This window comes from Enterobacteriaceae endosymbiont of Plateumaris sericea, assembly GCF_012562605.1.
Lineage (GTDB): Bacteria > Pseudomonadota > Gammaproteobacteria > Enterobacterales > Enterobacteriaceae.
On the sequence record NZ_CP046224.1, the window covers coordinates 99318 to 122066 of the forward strand.

Annotated in this window: 21 protein-coding genes and 1 pseudogene; 10 read left to right on the top strand and 12 right to left on the bottom strand. The window is 19.9% G+C overall.

Annotated elements, in window-relative coordinates; all coding sequences use genetic code 11:
• Nucleotides 1-101: 101 nt before the first annotated feature.
• The 12 genes from gap to GJT84_RS00545 form a co-directional block, all read right to left on the bottom strand.
• Complete coding sequence (gene gap, locus GJT84_RS00490) at nt 102-1106, bottom strand: type I glyceraldehyde-3-phosphate dehydrogenase (protein ID WP_168866944.1); 1005 nt, start codon at nt 1104-1106, stop codon at nt 102-104.
• A gap of 37 nt (nt 1107-1143) precedes the next feature.
• Nucleotides 1144-2988 carry a signal peptide peptidase SppA gene (gene sppA, locus GJT84_RS00495; RefSeq protein WP_211080602.1) on the bottom strand — a complete coding sequence of 615 codons (1845 nt, stop codon included), beginning with the start codon at nt 2986-2988 and terminating at the stop codon, nt 1144-1146.
• Between the two features lie 29 nt (nt 2989-3017).
• Entirely contained in the window at nt 3018-3827 is an 810-nt protein-coding gene (xthA, locus tag GJT84_RS00500) for an exodeoxyribonuclease III (RefSeq protein ID WP_168866946.1), read from the bottom strand.
• Between the two features lie 133 nt (nt 3828-3960).
• Nucleotides 3961-4776 carry a tryptophan synthase subunit alpha gene (gene trpA, locus GJT84_RS00505; RefSeq protein WP_168866947.1) on the bottom strand — a complete coding sequence of 272 codons (816 nt, stop codon included), beginning with the start codon at nt 4774-4776 and terminating at the stop codon, nt 3961-3963.
• A 10-nt stretch (nt 4777-4786) separates the two neighbouring features.
• Entirely contained in the window at nt 4787-5962 is a 1176-nt protein-coding gene (gene trpB / locus GJT84_RS00510) for a tryptophan synthase subunit beta (protein ID WP_168866948.1), read from the bottom strand.
• A 39-nt stretch (nt 5963-6001) separates the two neighbouring features.
• Nucleotides 6002-7375, bottom strand: a complete 1374-nt coding sequence (gene trpCF / locus GJT84_RS00515; RefSeq protein WP_168866949.1) for a bifunctional indole-3-glycerol-phosphate synthase TrpC/phosphoribosylanthranilate isomerase TrpF — start codon at nt 7373-7375, stop codon at nt 6002-6004.
• Nucleotides 7376-7377: 2 nt separating this feature from the next.
• Nucleotides 7378-8394, bottom strand: coding sequence for an anthranilate phosphoribosyltransferase (gene trpD, locus GJT84_RS00520; RefSeq protein ID WP_168867352.1), 1017 nt, complete (start codon nt 8392-8394; stop codon nt 7378-7380).
• A 29-nt stretch (nt 8395-8423) separates the two neighbouring features.
• Entirely contained in the window at nt 8424-9002 is a 579-nt protein-coding gene (locus GJT84_RS00525; protein WP_168866950.1) for a glutamine amidotransferase-related protein, read from the bottom strand.
• Between the two features lie 14 nt (nt 9003-9016).
• Entirely contained in the window at nt 9017-10582 is a 1566-nt protein-coding gene (locus tag GJT84_RS00530; protein WP_168866951.1) for an anthranilate synthase component 1, read from the bottom strand.
• Between the two features lie 180 nt (nt 10583-10762).
• Nucleotides 10763-11788, bottom strand: coding sequence for a redox-regulated ATPase YchF (ychF, locus tag GJT84_RS00535; protein ID WP_168866952.1), 1026 nt, complete (start codon nt 11786-11788; stop codon nt 10763-10765).
• A gap of 15 nt (nt 11789-11803) precedes the next feature.
• A complete protein-coding gene (gene pth / locus GJT84_RS00540) occupies nt 11804-12382 on the bottom strand; it encodes an aminoacyl-tRNA hydrolase (RefSeq protein WP_168866953.1) in 579 nt (192 codons plus the stop codon).
• An 18-nt stretch (nt 12383-12400) separates the two neighbouring features.
• Nucleotides 12401-13351, bottom strand: a complete 951-nt coding sequence (locus GJT84_RS00545; RefSeq protein WP_168866954.1) for a ribose-phosphate pyrophosphokinase — start codon at nt 13349-13351, stop codon at nt 12401-12403.
• A 224-nt stretch (nt 13352-13575) separates the two neighbouring features.
• On the opposite strand from GJT84_RS00545, the gene prfA reads away from it, so the two are divergent.
• From prfA to ribE, 10 genes and pseudogenes are all read left to right on the top strand, one after another.
• Nucleotides 13576-14667: a peptide chain release factor 1 gene (gene prfA, locus GJT84_RS00550; RefSeq protein WP_168866955.1), complete on the top strand. Its 1092-nt coding sequence runs from the start codon at nt 13576-13578 to the stop codon at nt 14665-14667.
• On the top strand, nt 14657-15499 hold the full coding sequence (gene prmC, locus GJT84_RS00555; RefSeq protein ID WP_168866957.1) for a peptide chain release factor N(5)-glutamine methyltransferase: 843 nt from the start codon (nt 14657-14659) through the stop codon (nt 15497-15499). Before prfA ends, prmC begins: the two co-directional genes overlap by 11 nt.
• Before the next feature lie 204 nt (nt 15500-15703).
• Nucleotides 15704-16987 (top strand): annotated as a pseudogene (gene thrS / locus GJT84_RS00560) (threonine--tRNA ligase); the annotation flags it as partial.
• A 3-nt stretch (nt 16988-16990) separates the two neighbouring features.
• Nucleotides 16991-17530 carry a translation initiation factor IF-3 gene (gene infC / locus GJT84_RS00565; RefSeq protein ID WP_168867353.1) on the top strand — a complete coding sequence of 180 codons (540 nt, stop codon included), beginning with the start codon at nt 16991-16993 and terminating at the stop codon, nt 17528-17530.
• 81 nt (nt 17531-17611) lie between these two features.
• Entirely contained in the window at nt 17612-17809 is a 198-nt protein-coding gene (rpmI, locus tag GJT84_RS00570; RefSeq protein WP_168866960.1) for a 50S ribosomal protein L35, read from the top strand.
• Between the two features lie 46 nt (nt 17810-17855).
• Nucleotides 17856-18206, top strand: coding sequence for a 50S ribosomal protein L20 (gene rplT / locus GJT84_RS00575; protein WP_168866962.1), 351 nt, complete (start codon nt 17856-17858; stop codon nt 18204-18206).
• A gap of 80 nt (nt 18207-18286) precedes the next feature.
• Nucleotides 18287-19270 carry a phenylalanine--tRNA ligase subunit alpha gene (gene pheS / locus GJT84_RS00580; RefSeq protein WP_211080606.1) on the top strand — a complete coding sequence of 328 codons (984 nt, stop codon included), beginning with the start codon at nt 18287-18289 and terminating at the stop codon, nt 19268-19270.
• 4 nt (nt 19271-19274) lie between these two features.
• Complete coding sequence (pheT, locus tag GJT84_RS00585) at nt 19275-21773, top strand: phenylalanine--tRNA ligase subunit beta (protein ID WP_168866964.1); 2499 nt, start codon at nt 19275-19277, stop codon at nt 21771-21773.
• The gene (locus GJT84_RS00590) at nt 21760-22056 is read left to right on the top strand and encodes an integration host factor subunit alpha (protein ID WP_168866966.1); all 297 of its coding nucleotides are present in this window, start codon (nt 21760-21762) and stop codon (nt 22054-22056) included. The genes pheT and GJT84_RS00590 overlap by 14 nt, the downstream gene beginning before the upstream one ends.
• 65 nt (nt 22057-22121) lie before the next feature.
• The gene (gene ribE / locus GJT84_RS00595; RefSeq protein ID WP_168866968.1) at nt 22122-22739 is read left to right on the top strand and encodes a riboflavin synthase; all 618 of its coding nucleotides are present in this window, start codon (nt 22122-22124) and stop codon (nt 22737-22739) included.
• Nucleotides 22740-22749: the final 10 nt, after the last annotated feature.

Sequence of the window (22749 nt, forward strand, 5' to 3'; positions counted from 1 at the left end):
ACAAGATTTATTTAATAAAATTAATATGAATATTTAAACTGATAAATATTTATATAAATATTTATCAGTAAAAATTTTAAATGTTGTTAATAAATTAATATTTAATTATTTTTTGTAATATGTAAGATAAGATCTAAAACTTTATTAGAATATCCTGTTTCATTATCATACCAAGCAATCAATTTTACAAAAGTCTTACTAATTAAAATACTAGCTTTTTTATCAAAAATAGATGTTAATGTTTCTCCATTAAAATCACTAGAAACTACATCATCTTCTGTATATCCAATAACACCTTTCATAGTATTATGTGAAGCAAATTTTATTTGATTAAATATTTTATCTAATGTAGTTTCTTTTAATAATTTAACAGTTAAATCAACAACAGAAACATTAGTAACAGGAACTCGTAAAGATATTCCTGTTAATTTACCATTTAATTCAGGAATAACATATCCTACTGCTTTAGCCGCACCAGTAGTAGATGGAATAATATTTTGATATGCACCTCTACCGCCTCTCCAATCTTTATAAGAAGGACTATCTACTGTTTTTTGTGTTGAAGTAACAGCATGTACTGTTGTCATTAATCCTTCTTCTATAATAAAGTTATCATGAATAATTTTTGCTAAAGGTGCTAAACAATTGGTTGTACAAGAAGCATTAGATACAATCTTTTCACCATTATATTTTTCAAAATTAACACCTTTAACATACATAGGAATACTATTATCTTTAGGAGGAGCAGTGATAATAACTTTTTTAGCACCTGCAACTATATGTTTATTTGCTAATTCTTTAGTTAAAAAAATTCCTGTAGATTCTACAACTACATCTATACCTAAATCATTCCATTTTAATTTATAAGGATCTCTTTCAAAGAAAACATTAATATAATTACCATTAATAATTAAATATTGATTTTTTATTTCAATATTACCTTTGAATTTTCCATGTGTAGAATCGTATTTTAACATATAAGCCATATAATTTATTTCTAATAAATCATTAATAGCTACAATTTTAATTTTAGGATTTTTTTGTGCAGCACGAAAAAGAACACGACCTATTCTTCCAAATCCATTAATAGCAATTCTAATAGACATTATTTTCTTCCTTATGAAAAATATTTTTAAATATTTACTAATCAATATTCAAATTATATATAGCATATATATTTCTTGGATCATTTATTTGTTTTGTTGATAATAATAAATTATTTTTTAATGAATTTTTTTGAATATAGTAATTTATTAAAGAAGAAAAAATATCATTAAATGAAATAGAACTATTTTTTTGAAAAGAAAATAAATCTAATAAATTTAAAGGAAGAAAATCAGCATCATCTTCTAACCATTTTAATGAAATATTTCTTATCCCTGTTAACTCAGAAATTTTTTCTATAGCAGAATCAAAATCTCCAATAGCATCAATTAATCCATTTTTTTTTGCATCTTTGCCTATCCATACCATACCATTAGCTAATTTTTTTACATCTTTTATAGATTTATGTCTTGAGTGAGAAATTAAATATACAAATCGATCATAACCTCCTTGTATATTTACTTTTGCAATTTCTTTATTTTGTAAAGGTAATTCTTTATATATTGAATTTACTAATCCAATATTAGTATTAACTCCATCACTATAAATTCCAAAGCTTTTTAAAGTATTATTCAATGTAGGTAAAAGAGAAAATATACCAATAGATCCAGTAATAGTATTTATATCACTTATAATATAATTACCTGCTGTTGCAATAAAATATCCTCCTGATGCTGCTACTTCACCCATTGATACTACAATAGGTTTATGAACTTTTTTTAAGGAAATTAAGGAATTATATATATATTCAGAAGCTGTTAAACTACCTCCTGGACTATTAATTTTTAATATTAATCCTTTTATATTAGGATCTAAATAAACTTGATTTATTTTATCAATAATATTAGAACTTTCTAAACCATAATTTAAAATTCCATTAATAGTGATTACTGCAATATTTTTTTTCTTATTTGGTTTAAAATTTTGTTTGATATATTCATTTATATCAATATGATTATATGTTTGATTATTTAAATCCCATCCAAATTTTTTTACCATATCAAGATTAAAATCAAATTTTGTAGATAATTTATCTACTAATTTATTTTTTAAAGCATATAATGCTAAATTTCCATTACTTTTTTTTAATTTTTGAACATAATCTTTATGTTTTGGAAATAAATTTTGAATACTTATGTGACGATTATTTGCAACTGTTTTTAAATAATTATTCCATAAATTATTAATTAATTTTTTTTCTACAATTTTAGTACTTGGAGACATATTATCTCTTGTTACTGGTTCAATAGCTGATTTAAATTCTCCTATTTTAAAAACATTTACTTTTACTTTTAATTTTTTTAATAAACTTTTAAAGTAAAAATTTTCTATAAATAATCCATGTAAATCTATATATCCATGTGGTTCTAAAATTATCTTATTAGCAAAACTAGCTAAATAATATTGTTTTTGATTATATATATCTCCTATAGCATATATAGGTTTACCTGAAGTTTTAAAATCATGTAAATATTTACCTATATAACTTAATGTAGGCATATCTTCTACCATACAATCACTTAAATTTAATATAATACCACTAATATTTTTATCTGTTTTTGCATGATGAATAGCTTGTGCAACTTGAAAAGTTGAGTTTGTAATAGATAAATTTAATATTTTATCAAAAAATTTTAAAAAAATATTATTACTATTATGACTAATTATATCATCTGTTAAATATTGAACATCAATTTCTAATATATGTTTTTTATTTTTATTTAAATTATTTGTTTGATTATTAAATTTAATATTATAAATATAATAACTAATTATTATTATTAATAATAAAAACATTATATTTAATATTAATTTTTTAAGAAAATTGACTGTAAACCAAATATAACAAAAAAAAGATTTTATCAAATTCCATAAAATAGTCATTTATCACCTAATTTTGAAATAAAATTAAATTAAAAAATTTTTAAATTAACCCAAACAGGAGTATGATCTGATGGTTTAATCATTTTGCGAATAGAATATTCTATATTTGAATTAATATAATATTTTATTAATATTTTACTAATTAAAATTAAATCTACTCTTAATCCACGATTATTTAAATATCCTTTAGATCTATAATCAAACCAAGAAAATACATTATTTATTTTTGGATTCATTATTCTCCAAATATCAAATAAACCCCATTTTAATAATTTATTAATACATATTCTTTCTTCTGGTAAAAAAGAACATTTACCTTTCTTTAACCATCGTTTACGATTAATTTCTCCTATACCAATATCTAAATCAGAAATACTAACATTTATATCACCCATTAATATAACAGGATTATTAGGATCTACATTATCTTCAAGAAATTGTTGTAAATTTTTAAAAAAATTAATTTTAGAAGAAAATTTAATAAAATTATTACGATTATCTCCTTGAGGAAAATAACAATTAATTATTTTTATAATACCAATAGAACTTGGAATATCAATTATTATTAATCTTTTTTGTTTATTAAATTGATTATATAAAAATCCTTTTTGTACATTTAATGGAATATATTTACTTAATAGTGCTACTCCATAATATCTTTTTTCACCATAAGAGAAAACATTATAACCTAATTTAATTAATTTTTCTTTAGGGAAATTTAAATTTTCAACTTTAGTTTCTTGTAATCCAATAATATCAGGATTATATAAATTAATTATTGATTCAAGTTGATGAATATGTGCTCTAATACCATTAATATTAAATGAAAGGAATTTCATGAAATTATTAATTATTTTATAGTAAAAATTAATATTAAAATATCATTTATTTAAATATTTTTATATATTTTTAAAAAATTTTTTATAAAAAAGACATAAGTAATAATTAATATAAAAAATTTTTATAATTATTTTACCTAATTGTGGCATATTTTAATTTTATTATTATATTTTTTAATTTTTTTAATAATATAATAGAATTATATTGATTATCTTCTATTAGTTTAATAATAAATGATCCTAAAATCACTCCATAAGCACCATTATTAATAGCATTTTTAATATGATTAGTTGTATAAATGCCAAAACCTTGTAATGGTAAAGCTGCATTATATTTTATTAATTTAGAAAATAAATTAGAAATATTAAATGTATTATTAATCGTTTGATCAATTCCAGTAATTCCAGATCTTGATAAGACATAAGTATATGCACAATGAAAAGATGAAATTTTTTTTAATAAATTATTATTAGCATTTGGTGGACAAATAAGAACAGGTAAAATTTTATTTTTAATTGATTTTTTATAAAAAGGTATAAACTCTTCTATAGGTACATCGACAATAAGAACAGAATCAATTCCAGATTTATAACACTGATCATAAAATTTATTTATACCATAAGAATAAATAATATTAGCATATATTAATATTCCAATAGGAATATTAGGATATTTATCTCTAATAATACTAATTAATTGAAAACATTTAATAATATTAATACCTAAACTTAAAGCTCTTTTATTTGCTTTTTGAATAATAGAACCATCAGCTAATGGATCAGAAAATGGTATTCCTAATTCTAATCCATTTGAACCATTATAAATAAGAGTATCAATTATATTAAAAAATACTTTTATAGATGGATCTCCTATGGTAATAAAAGGTATTAATGCAGATTCTTTCTTCTTTTTTAAACATTGAAACATATTAGTATAACGTTTTTTCATATATAACCTATTATAAATAATTATTAACTGTAGTAATGTCTTTATCACCTCTACCAGATAAATTTACTACTAATATTTGTTTTTTTATAGGATTATTTTTAATAATTTTTAAAGCATATGCTAATGCATGTGAAGATTCTAAGGCTGGTATTATACCTTCTTTTAAACATAATAATTTAAAAGCTTCTATAGCTTCTTTATCTGTAATAGAATAATATTTAGCTCTACCTATATTATTTAAATATACATGTTCAGGTCCTACAGCAGGAAAATCTAAACCTGCAGATATTGAATAAGATTCAGCAATTTGATAATTTTCTGTTTGCATAATAGACGTTTTCATACCAAAATATATTCCTATTTTACCATGTTTTAAAGCTGCACCATGTTTTTTTGTATTAATACCTAAACCTCCTGGTTCTATCCCAATTAATTGTACAGATTTATCTGAAATAAAATCTTTAAATAATCCAATTGCATTAGATCCACCACCTACACATGCTATTAATATATCAGGTAATTTTTTTTCCATTAAAATTATATCATTTTTTACTTCTTTACCTATAATACTTTGAAATTTACTTACTATAGTAGGATAAGGATGAGGACCAGCTGCAGTTCCTATCATATAATGAGAATTTTTATAATTACTTGACCAATAACGAATTGCTTCATTGCATGCATCTTTTAATGTACCATTATTTTTATTAACTGAAATTACTTCTGTTCCTAATAATTTCATTCTTAAAACATTAGATTTTTGACGTTGTATATCTTTTTCTCCCATAAAAACTTTACATTTTAATTCTAAAAGTGCACATACTATTGATGCTGCTACTCCATGTTGTCCTGCTCCTGTTTCTGCTATAATTTCTTTTTTATTCATTTTTTTTGCTAATAATGCTTGACCTAATGCTTGGTTAATTTTATGTGCTCCACTATGAAGAAGATCTTCTCTTTTTAAATAAAGAATAGAATTAGTATTTTTAGTTAAATTATTACATAATGTTAATGGTGTTGGACGACCTACATAATTTTTTAATAAAAAATTATATTTTTTTTTAAAAATAGGATCTTTTTGAGATTTAATAAATGTTTGTTCTAATTCTAATAAAGCAGGTGTTAATATTTGTGGTACAAACATTCCACCAAATTTACCAAAATAACTAGGTAATGAAGTAATCATTTAAATATTTTCCTTATATAAAAAATAAATAATTAATATTTAATAATCACGTAATTTTTTAAAAATTTCTTTTATTTTAAAATGATCTTTAATACCAGAAATATTTTCTACTCCTGAATTAAAATCTAACCCATAACAATTTAATTTAATTGCTTCTATAAAATTATTTTTATTTAAACCACCTGCTAATAAAATATTTTGATTATTTTTTCCTTTTAATAATTTCCAATTAAACTTAATTCCTTTTCCAGATAAATAATTATCAAATACATATAAATCTACATTACTATATTTATAAGTAGGAATATGATCATGTATTTTTATAACTTTCCAAATCTTAATTTTATTAGATAATTTATTTCGTAATATATTAATAAAATTTTGATTTTCTTCTCCATGTAATTGTACTGCATATAATGATAATATTTTTGATATTTGAACAATTTCTTCAATTGTACTATTATAAAATATTCCTATATATAATAATTTTTTAATATTAAATACAATATTTTTTGCAATTTGAATATTAATATTTCTTATAGAATTATTTACAAAAATTAAACCACCAAATATACTACCTGAATCATTAGTTATTTTAGCATCTTCAATTGTTTTTAAACCACAGATTTTATTTATTCCAAAAATTAAATTTTTTACTGCATATAAAATATTTTTTTTAGAAGTTATTGCAGAACCTATTAAAAATCCATGAACAAATTTACTTAATTGTCTTATTTTAAAATTACTATCAATTCCTGATTCACTAATTAAGATAATTTCTTTAGGAATATAATTTAATTTTACTAAATTATATGTTTTATTAATATCTATTGAAAAATCTTCTAAATTTCTATTATTAATACCAATGATTTTAGCTTTTAAATATATTGCTCTTTTAAGTTCACTTTTATTATTAATTTCAGTTAAAATTCCCATATTTAATTGATGTGCAATTTTAGATAATTGAATATATTCTTTATCATTTAAAATAGATAATATTAATAATATAGCATCAGCATCATGATATCTTGCAAAATATATTTGATAAGAATCCAAAATAAAATCTTTACATAAGATTGGTTGTGATACCATATTTCTAATAATTTTAATATCATTAAAATTACCTTGAAAATATTTTTCATCAGTAAGAACTGAAATAACAGATGAATAATTTTTATAAACTTTAGCAAAATCTTTTAAATTATAATTTTTACAAATTAATCCTTTTGATGGAGAATATTTTTTACATTCTAAAATAAATACACTATTATTACTTTTTAATGCACTATAAAAATTATATTTTGTTTTTGTTATATGTGGAAGAATTTTTTTTATAGGAATATTTTTTTTTTTATTTTTAATCCAAGAAATTTTATTTTTTATTATTTCTTTTAAAATATTTTTGTGATACATAGTTATTTTTTTATATAACCTTCATTTATTAAATTAATAATATAATTATAACCAGAACCGTTATTAATAGTATTAAGAACATTTTTAGTATTTTGGATTAAATTATTTTTTCCATGTAATTTTAATAAAAAAGCAACATTTACTGCTATAGTATTTTTATAACTAATATTTGTACAATTTCCTTTTAATAATTTTATTAAACATTTAGCATTTTCTTCCGGAATTCCTCCAATTAAATCTTTTTTACAAATATAATCTAATCCAAAATCTTTAGGAGTTAATATATAATTAGAAATTATATTATTATTTAATTCAAAAACATGAGTTTTACTATGTAATGATATTTCATCCATACCATTACAATGAACCACAGCTGCATGTTTATATTGTAATAATTTTAAAGTCTTAATAAGAGGTATTAACAAATTTTTATTATATACACCAATTAAAATTATTTGAGGTTTAGCTGGATTTACTAGTGGTCCTAATATATTTAAAATAGTTCGTGTTTTTAATTGTTTTCTTATATTCATACAATATGAAAAAAAATTATTGTATTTAGGTGCAAACAAAAAACATAAATTAAAATTATCCAATAATTTAAGAGAAATTTTTCTAGATTGATTTAATTGAATACCCATAGCTAATAATACATCAGCAGATCCTGATTTGCTTGATATACAATAATTAATATGTTTAACTATTTTTAATCCACAAGCAGCTGCAATAAAAGCACTTCCTGTAGAAATATTTAAAGTATTCATATTATCTCCACCAGTACCAACAATATCAGAAATAATATATTTAGGTTTAGGAAAATATTTAATTTGATTTGATAAAATTGCATTTACTGCACCAGCAATTTCTTCAGAATTTTCTCCTTTAATTTTCATGGATATTAAAATAGCTACTAATTGACTTAAATGTAATTTTTTATTTATAATTGCTGAAAAAAGATAATTACTTTCATCTCTAGAAATATTTTTAGAATTATATAATTTATTTAAAATAAAATTAATCATTTTATCACTTTATAAAATTATTATTTTCAAGATAAAGCCCAATGGATAGTTTGTTTAATTAAAATATTTCCATCTGGAGTAAGAATAGATTCAGGATGAAATTGAAAACCACATATTCTATTATAATTAAAACGAAAACTCATAATCATATTTTTATATTTTGAATTAATTGTTAAAATATTAGGTATTTTATTTACAACTAATGAATGATAACGAGCTACATTCATAGGGTTTTTTATACCAAAAAACATTTCTTTATTGTCATGAATAATAGCAGAAGATTTACCATGTAAAATTTTTTTTGCTTGTATAATACATCCACCATAAGATTCAATTATTGCTTGGTGTCCTAAACATATACCAATAATAGGTAATTTACCTATTAAGATTTTTAATAAATTAGGCATAAATCCAGCATTACTTGGTAAACCTGGACCAGGAGATAATAGTAAAATAGGATTTTTTATTTTACTTAATTTTTTTAATAAGAAATTAATTGGAATATCATTACGATAAATAATTACTTTATGATTTAAAGAACGTATTTGATCAACTAAATTATAAGTAAATGAATCAATATTATCCAGAATAAATATATTAGACATTTAATTTTTACTCCTTATAATATATTACTTCTTGCTATAGCATTTAAAACTGCTTTTGCTTTACTAAAACTTTCATTGGCTTCAGATTGTGGTTCTGAATCTAATACTATTCCTGCTCCTGCTTGTACAGTAGCTATATTATTTTTAATATAAGCAGAACGTATTATAATACATGTATCTAAATCTCCATGTGCTGTTAAATAACCGATAGATCCGCCATAACTACCTCTAGGTTCTTTTTCAACTTCAGCTATTAATTGCATAGCACGTATTTTGGGTGCTCCAGTTAAAGTACCCATATTCATACAGGCACGATAAGCATGTAAAGCATCTAAATCAGTTTTAAGAATACCTATAACTTTAGATACTAAGTGCATTACATAATAATAACGATCAACTTTTGTTAAATTAGATACATACCTACTACCAGGTATACATATTTTTGCTAAATCATTTCTTGCTAAATCAACTAACATTAAATGTTCTGCCATTTCTTTTTGATCTGTTCTCATTTCTAATTCAATACGACTATCTAAATCTAAATTTAAAACATTATTAATATATTTTCTTGATCGAGTACCGGCGATTGGATATAATTCTACCTGTCTATTTATAGAATTAAATTTTAATGAACTTTCTGGAGAAGCTCCAAATAAAGTAAATTCTTTATCTTGCATAAAAAACATATATGGACTAGGATTAATTTTTTTTAAAACATCATAAGCAGCTAAAGGATTATTACATGGTAAAAAAAATTTTCTTGATGGTACTACTTGAAAAATTTCTCCTAATTTAATATAAGATTTCATTTTTTTTATTACATTACAATATTCATGATCATTTTGATTACATGTATAAAAAATATTTTTAATATTTTTTTGTTTAATATTAGTTAAAGGTAATATGATTGTTTTTTTAATTTGTTTATCAAGATCTTCAACACGTTTTTTTAATCTTACAAATTCTTTTTTATTTGGAATATAAATACTAGCTTGTAAATTTGATATTTTTTTTTTATGATCTATTATTAATAATATTTCAGATAAATAAAAACAATAATCAGGACATATATTTTGATATTTTATTATTTTTGGTAATTTTTCAAAATTATATATTAAATCATAAGAAAATAATCCACCTAAAAACATAGATTTTCTTTCTTTATTATTAGGTAATTTTACTAATTTTAGTATATATCTTAATATATCAAATACGGATAATGATTTTAATCTTGTATCTTCATCTTCAAATTTTTCTATTTGTGGAAAATTTAAAAAACGACTATTTATTTTTTTTTTATTAGAGATATGTTTAGGTAAAAATTTATCTAATAATTGTAATAATAAATTTCCATTTTCAGAAAATGATTTAATTATAACAGTATTTTTAATAGAACTAATTCTTAAGGAACTATCAATAATAAGTAAACTCTGTAAATGTTTTTTACTATTAATATCTACTGATTCTAATAATAAAGTATATTTTTTTTTTTTACATAATTTATTAAATATAACAGTAGGATTTTCTATATAAGTAGTTTGAGTAGTAATTAGTTCTAATTTAGGTTTTATAATTTTCATATTATAATTCTCAAATTTCACTTATAATATTAGTAACATAATATGATTAAAGTAATAATTAAATATTATTCATATTGATGAAATATGTATTTATTAAAAATAAATATTCATAATAAATCAATTTAAATTTACTATAAATAAAATTAATTGTATATAAAAATATATAAATAATTTATTTTATTATACTTTAAAAAGAAAATGAATTATGTCTCCATTTTTAATAATATAATTTTTACCTTCTAATCTAATTTTTCCTGCTAATTTTAATTTATTTTCATTTTTATAAAAAATATAATCATCATAATTTATTACTTTAGCTCTAATAAAACCTCTTTTAATATCACTATGAATTTTTTTTGCAGCTTCTAATGCAATTGTTCCTTTAATAATACTCCATGATTTTACTTCTTTTATACCAACGGTATAAAATGTATGTAAATTTAATAAATTAAAACTAGCTATTAAAATTTTATTTAAAAAATAATTTTGTAATTTATTAATCTTAGTAAATGCTAATTTAGCACATATATTTATAGTATTAAATTTTTTAGATATTAATTCTAATTGATTTAAATATAATTTATTATGTAATTTATTTTCATTTATATTAGCAATAATCATTATTGGTTTGATAGTTAATAATTTATTATTATTGAGAATTTTAAATTCTTCTGTATTAAAATTTATCGTATTAAGTAATTTATTTTGTTTTAATTTATTTAAGCAAAAATTTAATAAATTTATAATTTTATTATTTTTTATAGATACATTTGATATTAATTTAATGCATAAATTAATATCAAATTGAATAATTTCACTATTAATTATATTAATATCATTAATAGGATTATTATTAGGTAATATATGTGATATATTTTCATCGTTAAAAAAACGTACCACATGAATAATAGCATTCATTTCTGTTATATTATTTAAAAATTTATTTCCTAATCCATGTCCTTCAGATGCTCCTTTAATTAAACCTGCTATATCTACAAATTTAATTGTTGATGGAGTAATTTTTTTTGATTGCACAATTTTAGATAATATTTTTAACTTTTTATCAGGTATATTAACAATACTAATATTAGGTTCTATTGTACAAAAAGGATAATTAGACGCATTAACATTTGAATTAGTTAATGCATTAAATAATGTTGATTTACCTACATTAGGTAATCCAATTATACCACATTTTAATTTCACTTTTAATCCTTTAATTTATTTAGAGTGGAGATAATTCATAGCTTTATAATAATTATTAGTATTTATAAAAATTTTAACTGCATCAATTATATTTTTCATAGCATCATAAATTATTTTTTTTTCAATTATTGTTGGTTTATTTAATACAAAATCATTTATTTTTGATTTGTTTCTAGGATGACCAATACCTATTCTTAATCTATAAAATAAATTATTATTAAAAGTTTTTATTATATCATTTAATCCATTATGTCCTCCACTTCCTCCACCATATTTAAATCTTATTTTTCCAGGAAAAAAATCTAATTCATCATGTATAATTAAAATATTATTTAAATGAATTTTATAAAAAGAAGATGTAAGTAATATTGATTTACCAGAATTATTTACAAAAGAATTAGGAATTAACAAAATTATTTTTTTATTATATAAATAAATAGAACCAATATAACTATATAATTTTTCTATTTTTTTTAAATTTATTTTAAAGTAATTAGCAAGATTATAGATATAATCAGATCCAATATTATGACGTGATCCAATAAATTTTGTTCCTATATTTCCTAAACCAACAATTATTTTAATAGTATTCAAATAATAATATATCCTATATTAATTTTTAAACATTACAGAAATAGATTCTTCATTATTAATTCTACGAATAGATTCTGCAAGCATTTCTGATAAAGTTAATTTTCTTATATTTTTTAATTTTTTTATTTTATTTGATAATGGAATAGTATCACATACAATAATTTCATCTATTAAAGAATTAGAAAAATTATTTATAGCATTACCAGAAAAAATTGGATGAGTTGCATATGCAAAAACACGTTTAGCTCCATTATTTTTTAATACTTTTGCTGCTTGACATAATGTACCTCCTGTATCAATAATATCATCTATTAAAATACAATCTCGATCTACAATATCTCCAATAATATGCATAACTTCAGATACATTTGATTTAGATCTTCTTTTATCTATTATAGCCATATCAGTACCATTTAATAATGTTGTTGCTATTGTTCTAGCACGTATAACACCTCCAATATCTGGAGATACTATTACAGGTTTATTTAAAAATAATTTTGTCATATCTTCTATAAAAATAGAACTACTAAAAACATTATCTACAGGAATATCAAAAAAACCTTGAATTTGTTCTGCGTGTAAATCTACTGTTAAAACTCTATCTATTCCTACACCAGATAAAAAATCAGCTATAACTTTTGCTGTAATAGGAACTCTTGCAGATCTTAATCTACGATCTTGTCTTGAATATCCAAAATATGGAATGACTGCTGTTATTCTACCTGCAGAAGCTCTTCTTAATGCATCTGCTATAATAATTAATTCAATTAAATTATCATTTGTAGGATTACAAGTAGATTGAATTATAAAAACATCATCTCCTCTAACATTTTCATTTATTTGAACAGAGATTTCTCCATCACTAAATTTACCTACATATGCTTTTCCTAAATTAGTATATAAATGACTTGCTATTTTTTGTGCTAATTCTGGAATAGCATTTCCAGAAAATAATTTCATATTAGACATGAAATTTTCCTTAAATCATATTATTTAAATAATAATTTTTTAATAATTTTAAAATTTTTAAATATATCTAAAAATATCATATATATGATAAAATATATTATATATTATTAATATAATTTTATAAATTTTAAAATTTTTTATTTATTATATTAATTTAATTAAATTATTTAATTAATTTGTTATATATTCTATTTAAATAAAATTTATAAAATAAAATTTAATTTATGAATCATTCTATTATTAAACAACTTAATTTATTACATAAACGTTATATATATATTGAAAAAGAATTAAGTAATTATAAAGTATATAATAATCAAGAAAATTTACGCATTTTATCAATAGAATATGTTGGTTTATCTAATATAATCAAACTATTTATAGAATGGAAAAAATTAGAATTAGAATTAAATAATAATCAAGAATTATTATATGATGAAGAAATATATTCTATTGTTTTAGAAGATAATAAAAATATTAAAATTAAACAAAAAAAAATTGAAAAAGAAATTACAATACTTTTATTATCTAAAAATAATGATGAAAATAATAGAAATTGTTTTTTAGAAATTAGAGCAGGTTCAGGAGGTAATGAAGCAGCTATTTTTGTAGGAAATATTTATAGAATGTATATTCGTTATGCTGAATCAAAAAATTGGAAAGTTAAAATAATTAATGTTCATTATGGTGAATATGGAGGATATAAAGAAATTATATTAAAAATAATTGGAAATGGTGCGTATGGAAAATTAAGATTTGAATCAGGAGGTCATAGAGTACAAAGAGTTCCTGAAACAGAATCACAAGGAAGAGTTCATACTTCTACGTGTACTGTAGCAGTTATGCCAGAATTATCTAAATCTGAAATGCCAGAAATTAATAATAATGATTTAAAAATTGATACTTTTCGTTCTTCTGGTGCAGGGGGTCAACATGTTAATACAACTGATTCTGCTATACGTATTACTCATGTACCTACAGGTATTGTTGTAGAATGTCAAGATGAAAGATCTCAACATAAAAATAAATCTAAAGCTTTATCAGTACTAGTGGCAAGAATTAATGCAGCAGAAATAGCAAAAAGAAATAAAAATGAGTCATTAACAAGAAAAAATTTATTAGGGACTGGAGATCGTTCTGATAGAAATAGAACATATAATTTTATTCAAAAAAGAGTAACAGATCATCGTATTAATTTAACAATTTATCGATTAGATGAAATTATGAATGGAAAATTAGATATCTTAATTGAACATATTATAAATAAATATCATACTGATTTATTATTATCTGCATCAAAAATAAATGAAAATTAAAACATGGTTATATTATGCTGGTATTATTTTAAAAAAAAATAAAATATATTCATATAAATTAGAATCTGAAATATTACTTTCTTTTGTTATTAATAAATCTAAATTTTGGATTTATGAATTTTATGAAACATACTTAAATAATACACAATTAAAAAAATTAATGCATTTTTTAAATAGAAGAATTCATGGTGAACCAATTGCTTACATATTAGGATTTTGTGAATTTTGGTCGTTAAAAATAAATGTTTCACCATTAACTTTTATCCCTAGATCAGATACTGAAATTTTAGTAGAACATACATTAAAAAAAATTACATTTAATACAAAAAATATATTAGATTTGGGAACAGGAACTGGAGCTATAGCATTAGCTATAGCTAGTGAATATAATAAATTAAATATTACTGGAATAGATATTATTCCAGAATTAATTAATATTGCAAAAAGTAATGCAAATAAATTATCAATTTATAATGTTAGTTTTATACAAAGTAATTGGTTTAGTAATTTAAATAATAAAAAATTTGATATTATTGTAAGTAATCCTCCTTATATTAAATATAAAGATTATTTTTTTTTAGATAAAAGTATAAAATTTGAACCAATATCTTCTTTAATTGCAGAAGATAATGGATTATCTAATTTCAATTCTATTATTTTACAATCTATGAAATATTTAAATAATTTTGGATGGATAATTTTAGAACATGCATTTAATCAATCTAAACAAATTATAAAAATATTAAAAGAAAAAAAATTTAAAAATATTAAAACTTGTATAGATTATAGCGGTAATGAAAGAATAACTTATGGACAAAAAATTAAATTTTAATTTTTTTTTAATAATTTTAATAAATTAAAATAATTGTATTGTTATATAAATAAATATCACTATAATAGTAATAATTATCATGACTATTAAATAAAAAATAATTTTATTTACTTAATTTATAGGTTTAAAAAATTTAATTTTAAATTAATTATTTTTAATCTTATAAAATTATATTTTTTAACATAAAAGAAAAAAATGCAACAAAATAATAATTCATCTAATTTTAATAATATAAAATTAAAAAAAAAATTAAAATTATTTAATAAAAATAAATTATTAGCAATTGATCATAGAATATTTGGTAAAAAACTTGATTTATATCATTTTCAGAATGAATCACCAGGAATGGTTTTTTGGCATAATAATGGTTATATTATTTTTCATTTATTAGAAAATTTTTTACGAATAAAACTTCAAAAATATAATTATCAAGAAGTTAAAACACCACTAATAACAGATAGTATAATTTGGAAAAATACAGGACATTGGAAAATTTATAAAGATGCGATGTTTAGTACTTTTTCAGAAAATAGAGATTATTGTGTTAAACCTATGAATTGTCCTGGACATATACAAATTTTTCAACAAGGTTTAAAATCATATAAAGATTTACCTTTAAGAATAGCAGAATTTGGTATTTGTCATAGAAATGAACCATCAGGTTCTTTACATGGTTTAATGAGATTACGTAGTTTTACTCAGGATGATGCTCATATATTTTGTACACAAGAACAAGTTGCAATAGAAATTGAAAATTGTATTAATATGATGCGTGAAATTTATCAAATTTTTGGTTTTAAAAAATTTTTAGTAAAATTATCTACAAGACCAAATAATCGTATTGGTAATGACGATATATGGGATCAATCTGAAAAAGATTTAGCTATAGTTTTAAAAAAATTAAATATTGTTTTTAATTATCAAATTGGAGAAGGAGCTTTTTATGGACCAAAAATAGAATTTTCTTTTTTTGATTGCTTAAATCGTGAATGGCAATGTGGTACAATACAATTAGATTTTACATTACCAAATTGTTTAAATTTATTTTATATTAATTCTGAAAATAAACGTAAAACACCTATAATAATTCATCGTGCTGTTTTAGGTTCTATAGAAAGATTTATTGGTATTCTTCTAGAAGAATATTCCGGTTATTTACCTATTTGGTTAACTCCGTTACAAATTATTATAATTAATGTAAGTCAAAAACATATTCATTATGCTATTAATTTATTAGAAATAATAAAAAAAAATAATATTCGTGTTAAAGCAGATTTAAAAAATGAAAAAATATCTTTTAAAATTAGACAATATACTATACAACATATACCTTATATTTTAATATGTGGAGATAAAGAAGTAAAAAATAATACAGTATCAATTCGTGATTGTTTTGGTAAAGATTTGGGAATTATGAAGATTCATGATATTATTAATAAAGTAAAAAAAGAAATTAGTAATTATGATATTCATCAATTGGAGGAATAGGATATTAAAAGTGTAAAAAAAATAATACAACTAAGACCTAATAAAATAAATGAAGATATTAAAACCAATACAATTAGATTAATAGGTTCTAAAGGAGAACAAGTTGGTATTGTTGATTTAAAAGTTGCATTAATGAAAGCAAAAGAAATTGGATTTGATTTAGTAGAAATTAGTCCAAAAGCAATTCCTCCTGTATGTCGTATAATGAATTATGGTAAATTTTTATATGCAAAAAATAAAGCATCAAGAAAACAAAAGAAAAAACAAAAAATTATTCAATTAAAAGAAATTAAATTTAGACCAGGTACAGATGAAGGAGATTATCAAGTTAAATTACGTAATTTAATTCGTTTTTTACAAAAGGGAGATAAAATCAAAGTAACTCTTAGGTTTAGAGGAAGAGAAATGGTACATATAAAAATTGGTTTCGATATGTTAAATAGAATAAAAAATGATTTAGATTATTTATCCTTAGTTGAATATTTTCCTAAAAAAATTGAAGGACGTCAAATGATAATGATATTAATACCTAAAAAAAAATAACCGTAAAATTTATTAATACAAGTTATTTTAAACTATTTACATTATTCTTTATTTAATAATATTTTTTGGGTTAAAATAAATATGTTAAAACTTAAAACATTACGTAGTGCTGCAAAACGTTTTAAAAAAACAAGTTCTGGAAAATTTAAACATAAACAAGCTAATTTAAGACATCTTTTAACGAAAAAAAAAACTAAACGAAAACGTTTATTAAGGAAAAAAAAATTAGCTTTTAAAGGAGATTCACATTCATTAATAGCTTGTTTACCATATTTATAAGGAAACTTATAGAAATATAATTTAAAATAGGAGATATTTAAATTACATGACTAGAATTAAACGAGGTGTAGTTTCTCATATAAGACATAAAAAAATTCTTAAACAAGCTAAAGGATACTATGGATCAAGATCAAGAACATATAGATCTGCATTTCAAGCAGTAATAAAAGCAGGACAATATTCTTACCGTGATAGACGTCAACGTAAAAGAAAATTTCGTCAATTATGGATTACTAGAATAAATGCTGCTGCTCGTCAAGAAAACCTTTCTTATAGTTATTTAATAAATAAATTTAAAAAATCTAATATTAATATTAATAGAAAAATTCTTTCTGAACTAGCTGTTTTTGATCAACAATCATTTATTAAATTAATAAACTTTATAAAAATTAATTAATTATAATATTTTTATTTTATATAAACATAATGTTTTAATATAAATATATATTGATTATTAATGAGAATATCTAAAAAATGATATCTGATAATAATAAAATAATAATACATGCAAAAAAAGAAATTAATTTAATTAATAATATTAAAGAATTAAATACTTTTAAAGTAAAATATTTAGGTAAAAAAGGATATATATCTTTACAATTTTTATTTTTAAAAAAATTAATAAAAAAAGATAAAATTAAAAAAAGTATAATTATTAATAATATAAAAAAACAAATACAAGAATTAATAAAAAAAAGAAAAAATGAATTAGAATATAATAATATTAAATCTAAACTTTTGAGTGAACAAATTGATATTTCTCTTCCTGGTAGACATGTAAAAATAGGTTCTCAACATCCTATAACTACTGTAATTAATGATATTGAAAATTTTTTTATAAAAATGGGTTTTAAAATTACAGAAAGTCAAGAAATAGAAGATAGTTTTCATAATTTTGATGCATTAAATATATCAGAAAATCATCCTGCACGAACAGAACAGGATACTTTTTGGTTAAATAAAAAAATTTTATTACGTACTCAAACTTCTAATATGCAAATTAGAATCATGAAAGTTTTAAATCCTCCTATAAGAATATTAACTTCAGGAAAAGTATATCGTAATGATTATGATAAAAAACATACTCCGATGTTTCATCAAATAGAAGGATTATTAATAGATAATAATCTTAATTTTTTAGAATTAAAAAGTATATTATCTTTATTTTTAAAATCTTTTTTTAATAGAAAGTTAAAAATTAGATTTAGACCTTCTTATTTTCCATTTACTGAACCTTCTTTAGAAATAGATATTATGGGAGAAAAAAATAAATGGATTGAAGTATTAGGAGCTGGTATAATACATCCTAATGTATTACGTAATGTTAATCTTAATTTATTAAAATATTCTGGTTTAGCTTTTGGTATTGGAGTAGAACGTTTAGCTATGTTACGTTATAATATTCATGATATTCGTTTATTTTTTGAAAATGATATACGTTTTCTTAAACAATTTAAATAAAAATATGATTAAATTAAGTGAATTATGGTTAAGTAAATGGATTACTTATAATAATGTTAAAATATTATCCGAACAATTAACAATGTTAGGATTAGAAGTAGAAAAAATTGAACCAATTTATAAAAAAAAAATAGATAATATATTTATAGGACAAATTATTGATTGCCAATTCAATAATAATAAAAATATTTATAATTTAACTATAGATATAGGAAATAATAAATTATATAAAATAAAATCTAATGCAATTAATTGTAAAAATAAAATAAAAGTAATTATTGCAACAATACATTCATTTTTATATAAAAAATATGTAAATCATCAAAAATTTAATTTTTTGTTACAATCAGAAGGATTATTATGTTCTAAAAAAATATTAGGATTAAAAAATAATTTATATGAAAATAATAAAAATCATATAATTGAATTAAATAATAATGTTAAAATAGGACAAGATGCTTTTAAATATTTAGAATTAAATGATAATATTTTATCTATTAATATACCTTCTAATCGTTCTGATTGTTTTAGTATTATGGGTATAGCAAGAGATTTATCTACTAAAAAAAAAGATAATAATTATGTATTTAAATTTCCTTATAAATTTTCTTTTATTTCAAAACAACACAAGAATAAAATTAATGTTTATATTAATAAAAATGCCAATAAATATAATTTAAATTATTTTTATTGTATTATTAAAAATATTAACTTACAAAATAAAATACCATTCCTAATGAAAGAAAGATTACAAAAATCTGGAATATTAATATCAAACAACAATCCTTTATTAAATATTAGTAATTATATAAATCTTGAATTAGGATATCCAGTATATTTTTATGATTTTAATAAAATTAAAGGTGATATATGTATAACAGAATATAAAAATATTAATAATGATTTTTTAATTGATGAAAATAATAATAAAATTTTTTTGTTAAAAAATACTCTAATTATAGAAGATAAAGAAAAAATATTATCTATTCCTAGTTTAGTACAAAATAAAGAAGTTATTATTAATATGAATACACAAAATATTTTATTAGAATGTTTTTTTTTAGATCCAGATATAATACAAAAATTATCTAATAAATATAAATTATTTAATTCATTTTTATATGTTTATGAAAGAGGATTAGATCCATTAATACAAAAAAAAATAATGATTCGAGCTATAAGTTTGATTTTAAAAATATTTGGAGGTCAAAGTAGTCATATTAAAGTTATTAATACACAAAATTATATTAATAATTATTCAATTTTAAAAAAAATTAAATTATATTTTATAAAAATTGAACAAATATTAGGTTTTTTTATAAAAACAAATAAAATAATTGATATAATTAATAAATTAGGATTTAAAATAATATTAAAAACAAATAATTATTGTATTATTCAAATACCTAGTTGGAGATATGATATAAAAATTGAAGCTGATATAATAGAAGAAATCATACGTATATATGGTTATAATAATATTCCAGATAATCATATTAAAATGAATTTAATTGAAACAAATATTAATAAAAATTTTATTATAAACAAAAATAATTTACTTTTTAAATCTGATAATATTCAAAAAATCAAAAATTTTTTAATTAATAAAAAATATAATGAAGTTATTAACTATAGTTTTATAAATCCTAAAATACAATCTTTAATATTTCCTAAAGAAAAATTTATTAAATTATCTAATCCTATTTCAATAGAAATGTCTGTTATGCGTACTTCTTTATTATGTGGATTAATAAATAATATAATTTATAATTATAATAGACAACAAAAATCTTTACGTTTTTTTGAAAATGGATTATGTTTTAAAATTGATAAAAATATAGAATTTGGAATATCTCAAAAATTAATGTTAGGTGGAATAATACATGGAAAATTAAATGAAGAACATTGGTCTTTATCTAATCAAAATGTAGATTTTTATGATTTAAAAGGAGATATAGAATGTATATTTAATTTTTTAGGTAAAAAAGATCGAATAGAATTTAGATCTATATCAAACATAAATATTTTTCATCCTCATCAAGGATCATCTATATATTTAGATAATATTTTTATTGGATATATTGGAGTAATACATCCTTATATTCAGTCATGTTTAGGTATTAATGAACATACTATTTTATTTGAACTAGAATGTGAAAGAATTTTAAATCCTACAGAAATAAAAATAAAACAAATATCAAATTTACCATTAAATCGTAGAGATATTTCTTTTATAATTAAAGATAATATTCCTTTTATAAAAATTATAGAGGAATGTAAAAATCCTGAAATAGAACAAATTATTGATATAAATTTATTTGATGTATACAAAGGTATAAATATTCCTAAAGGATATAAAAGTTTTACAATTAGTTTCATTATACAAGATAGTACTCATACATTACATGATAATGAAATTAATAATATTATACAATTATGTATAAATAGATTAAAAATAAAATTTCAAATTATATTAAGAGATAAAAAACATGACTTTAACTAAAAAAAAAATTTCTAAATATTTAGTTAAAACATTTAAAATTCATAAAATAGATGCAATATATTTAGTATCTTTATTTTTTGATGAACTAAAAAAAACCTTATTAAAAGGAGAAATGGTAAAATTATCAGGATTTGGAAAATTTGAAATACGTAATAAAAATTCTAGACCAGGAAGAAATCCAAAAACGGGAGAATTTATACTTATAAATGCTAGAAAGGTAATAATTTTTCGAGCATATAAAAAAATAAAAGAAAGTATATATAATATTAAATTAAATATTTGAAAAATATTTTTATATAATAAATATTTATATTAAAATAAAAGATAAATATCTTAAGGATAAGATTTATGTTTAGTGGAATTATTCAATGTATAGCAAAAATAAAATCAATAATTAAAAAAAAAAATTTTCTCCAAATTATAATAAAAACACCTAATTATTTTAATTATGATTTAAAAAGAGGTGATTCTATTGCAAATAATGGATGTTGTTTAACTATAAGGGAAATAAATAATAATTTATTATATTTTGATATTATTAAAAATACATTAGATATTACTACTTTTAAAAAATTAAAAAAAGGAGATTATTTAAATATTGAAAAATCTTTAAAATTGATAGATTTTGTAGGTGGACATTTAATTACAGGACATATTACAGATATTGCTAAAATTATTAGAATTAATAATTACATTAATTCTAAAACAATATGGTTAAAACCATATCATAAATCTCAAATGAAATATATTATAAAAAAAAGTTTTATATGTATAGATGGTATTAGTCTAACAATAGATAAAATACATATTAATCAGTTTAGTGTTAATCTTATTCCAGAAACTATTATACGAACTTCATTATCTAATAAAAAAATTAATCAAAATGTTAATATTGAAGTAGATTTATATACTAAAATATCTGTAAATACGATAAAAAATTATTTTACCAATAAATTATTTACTTAAATATTTAAAT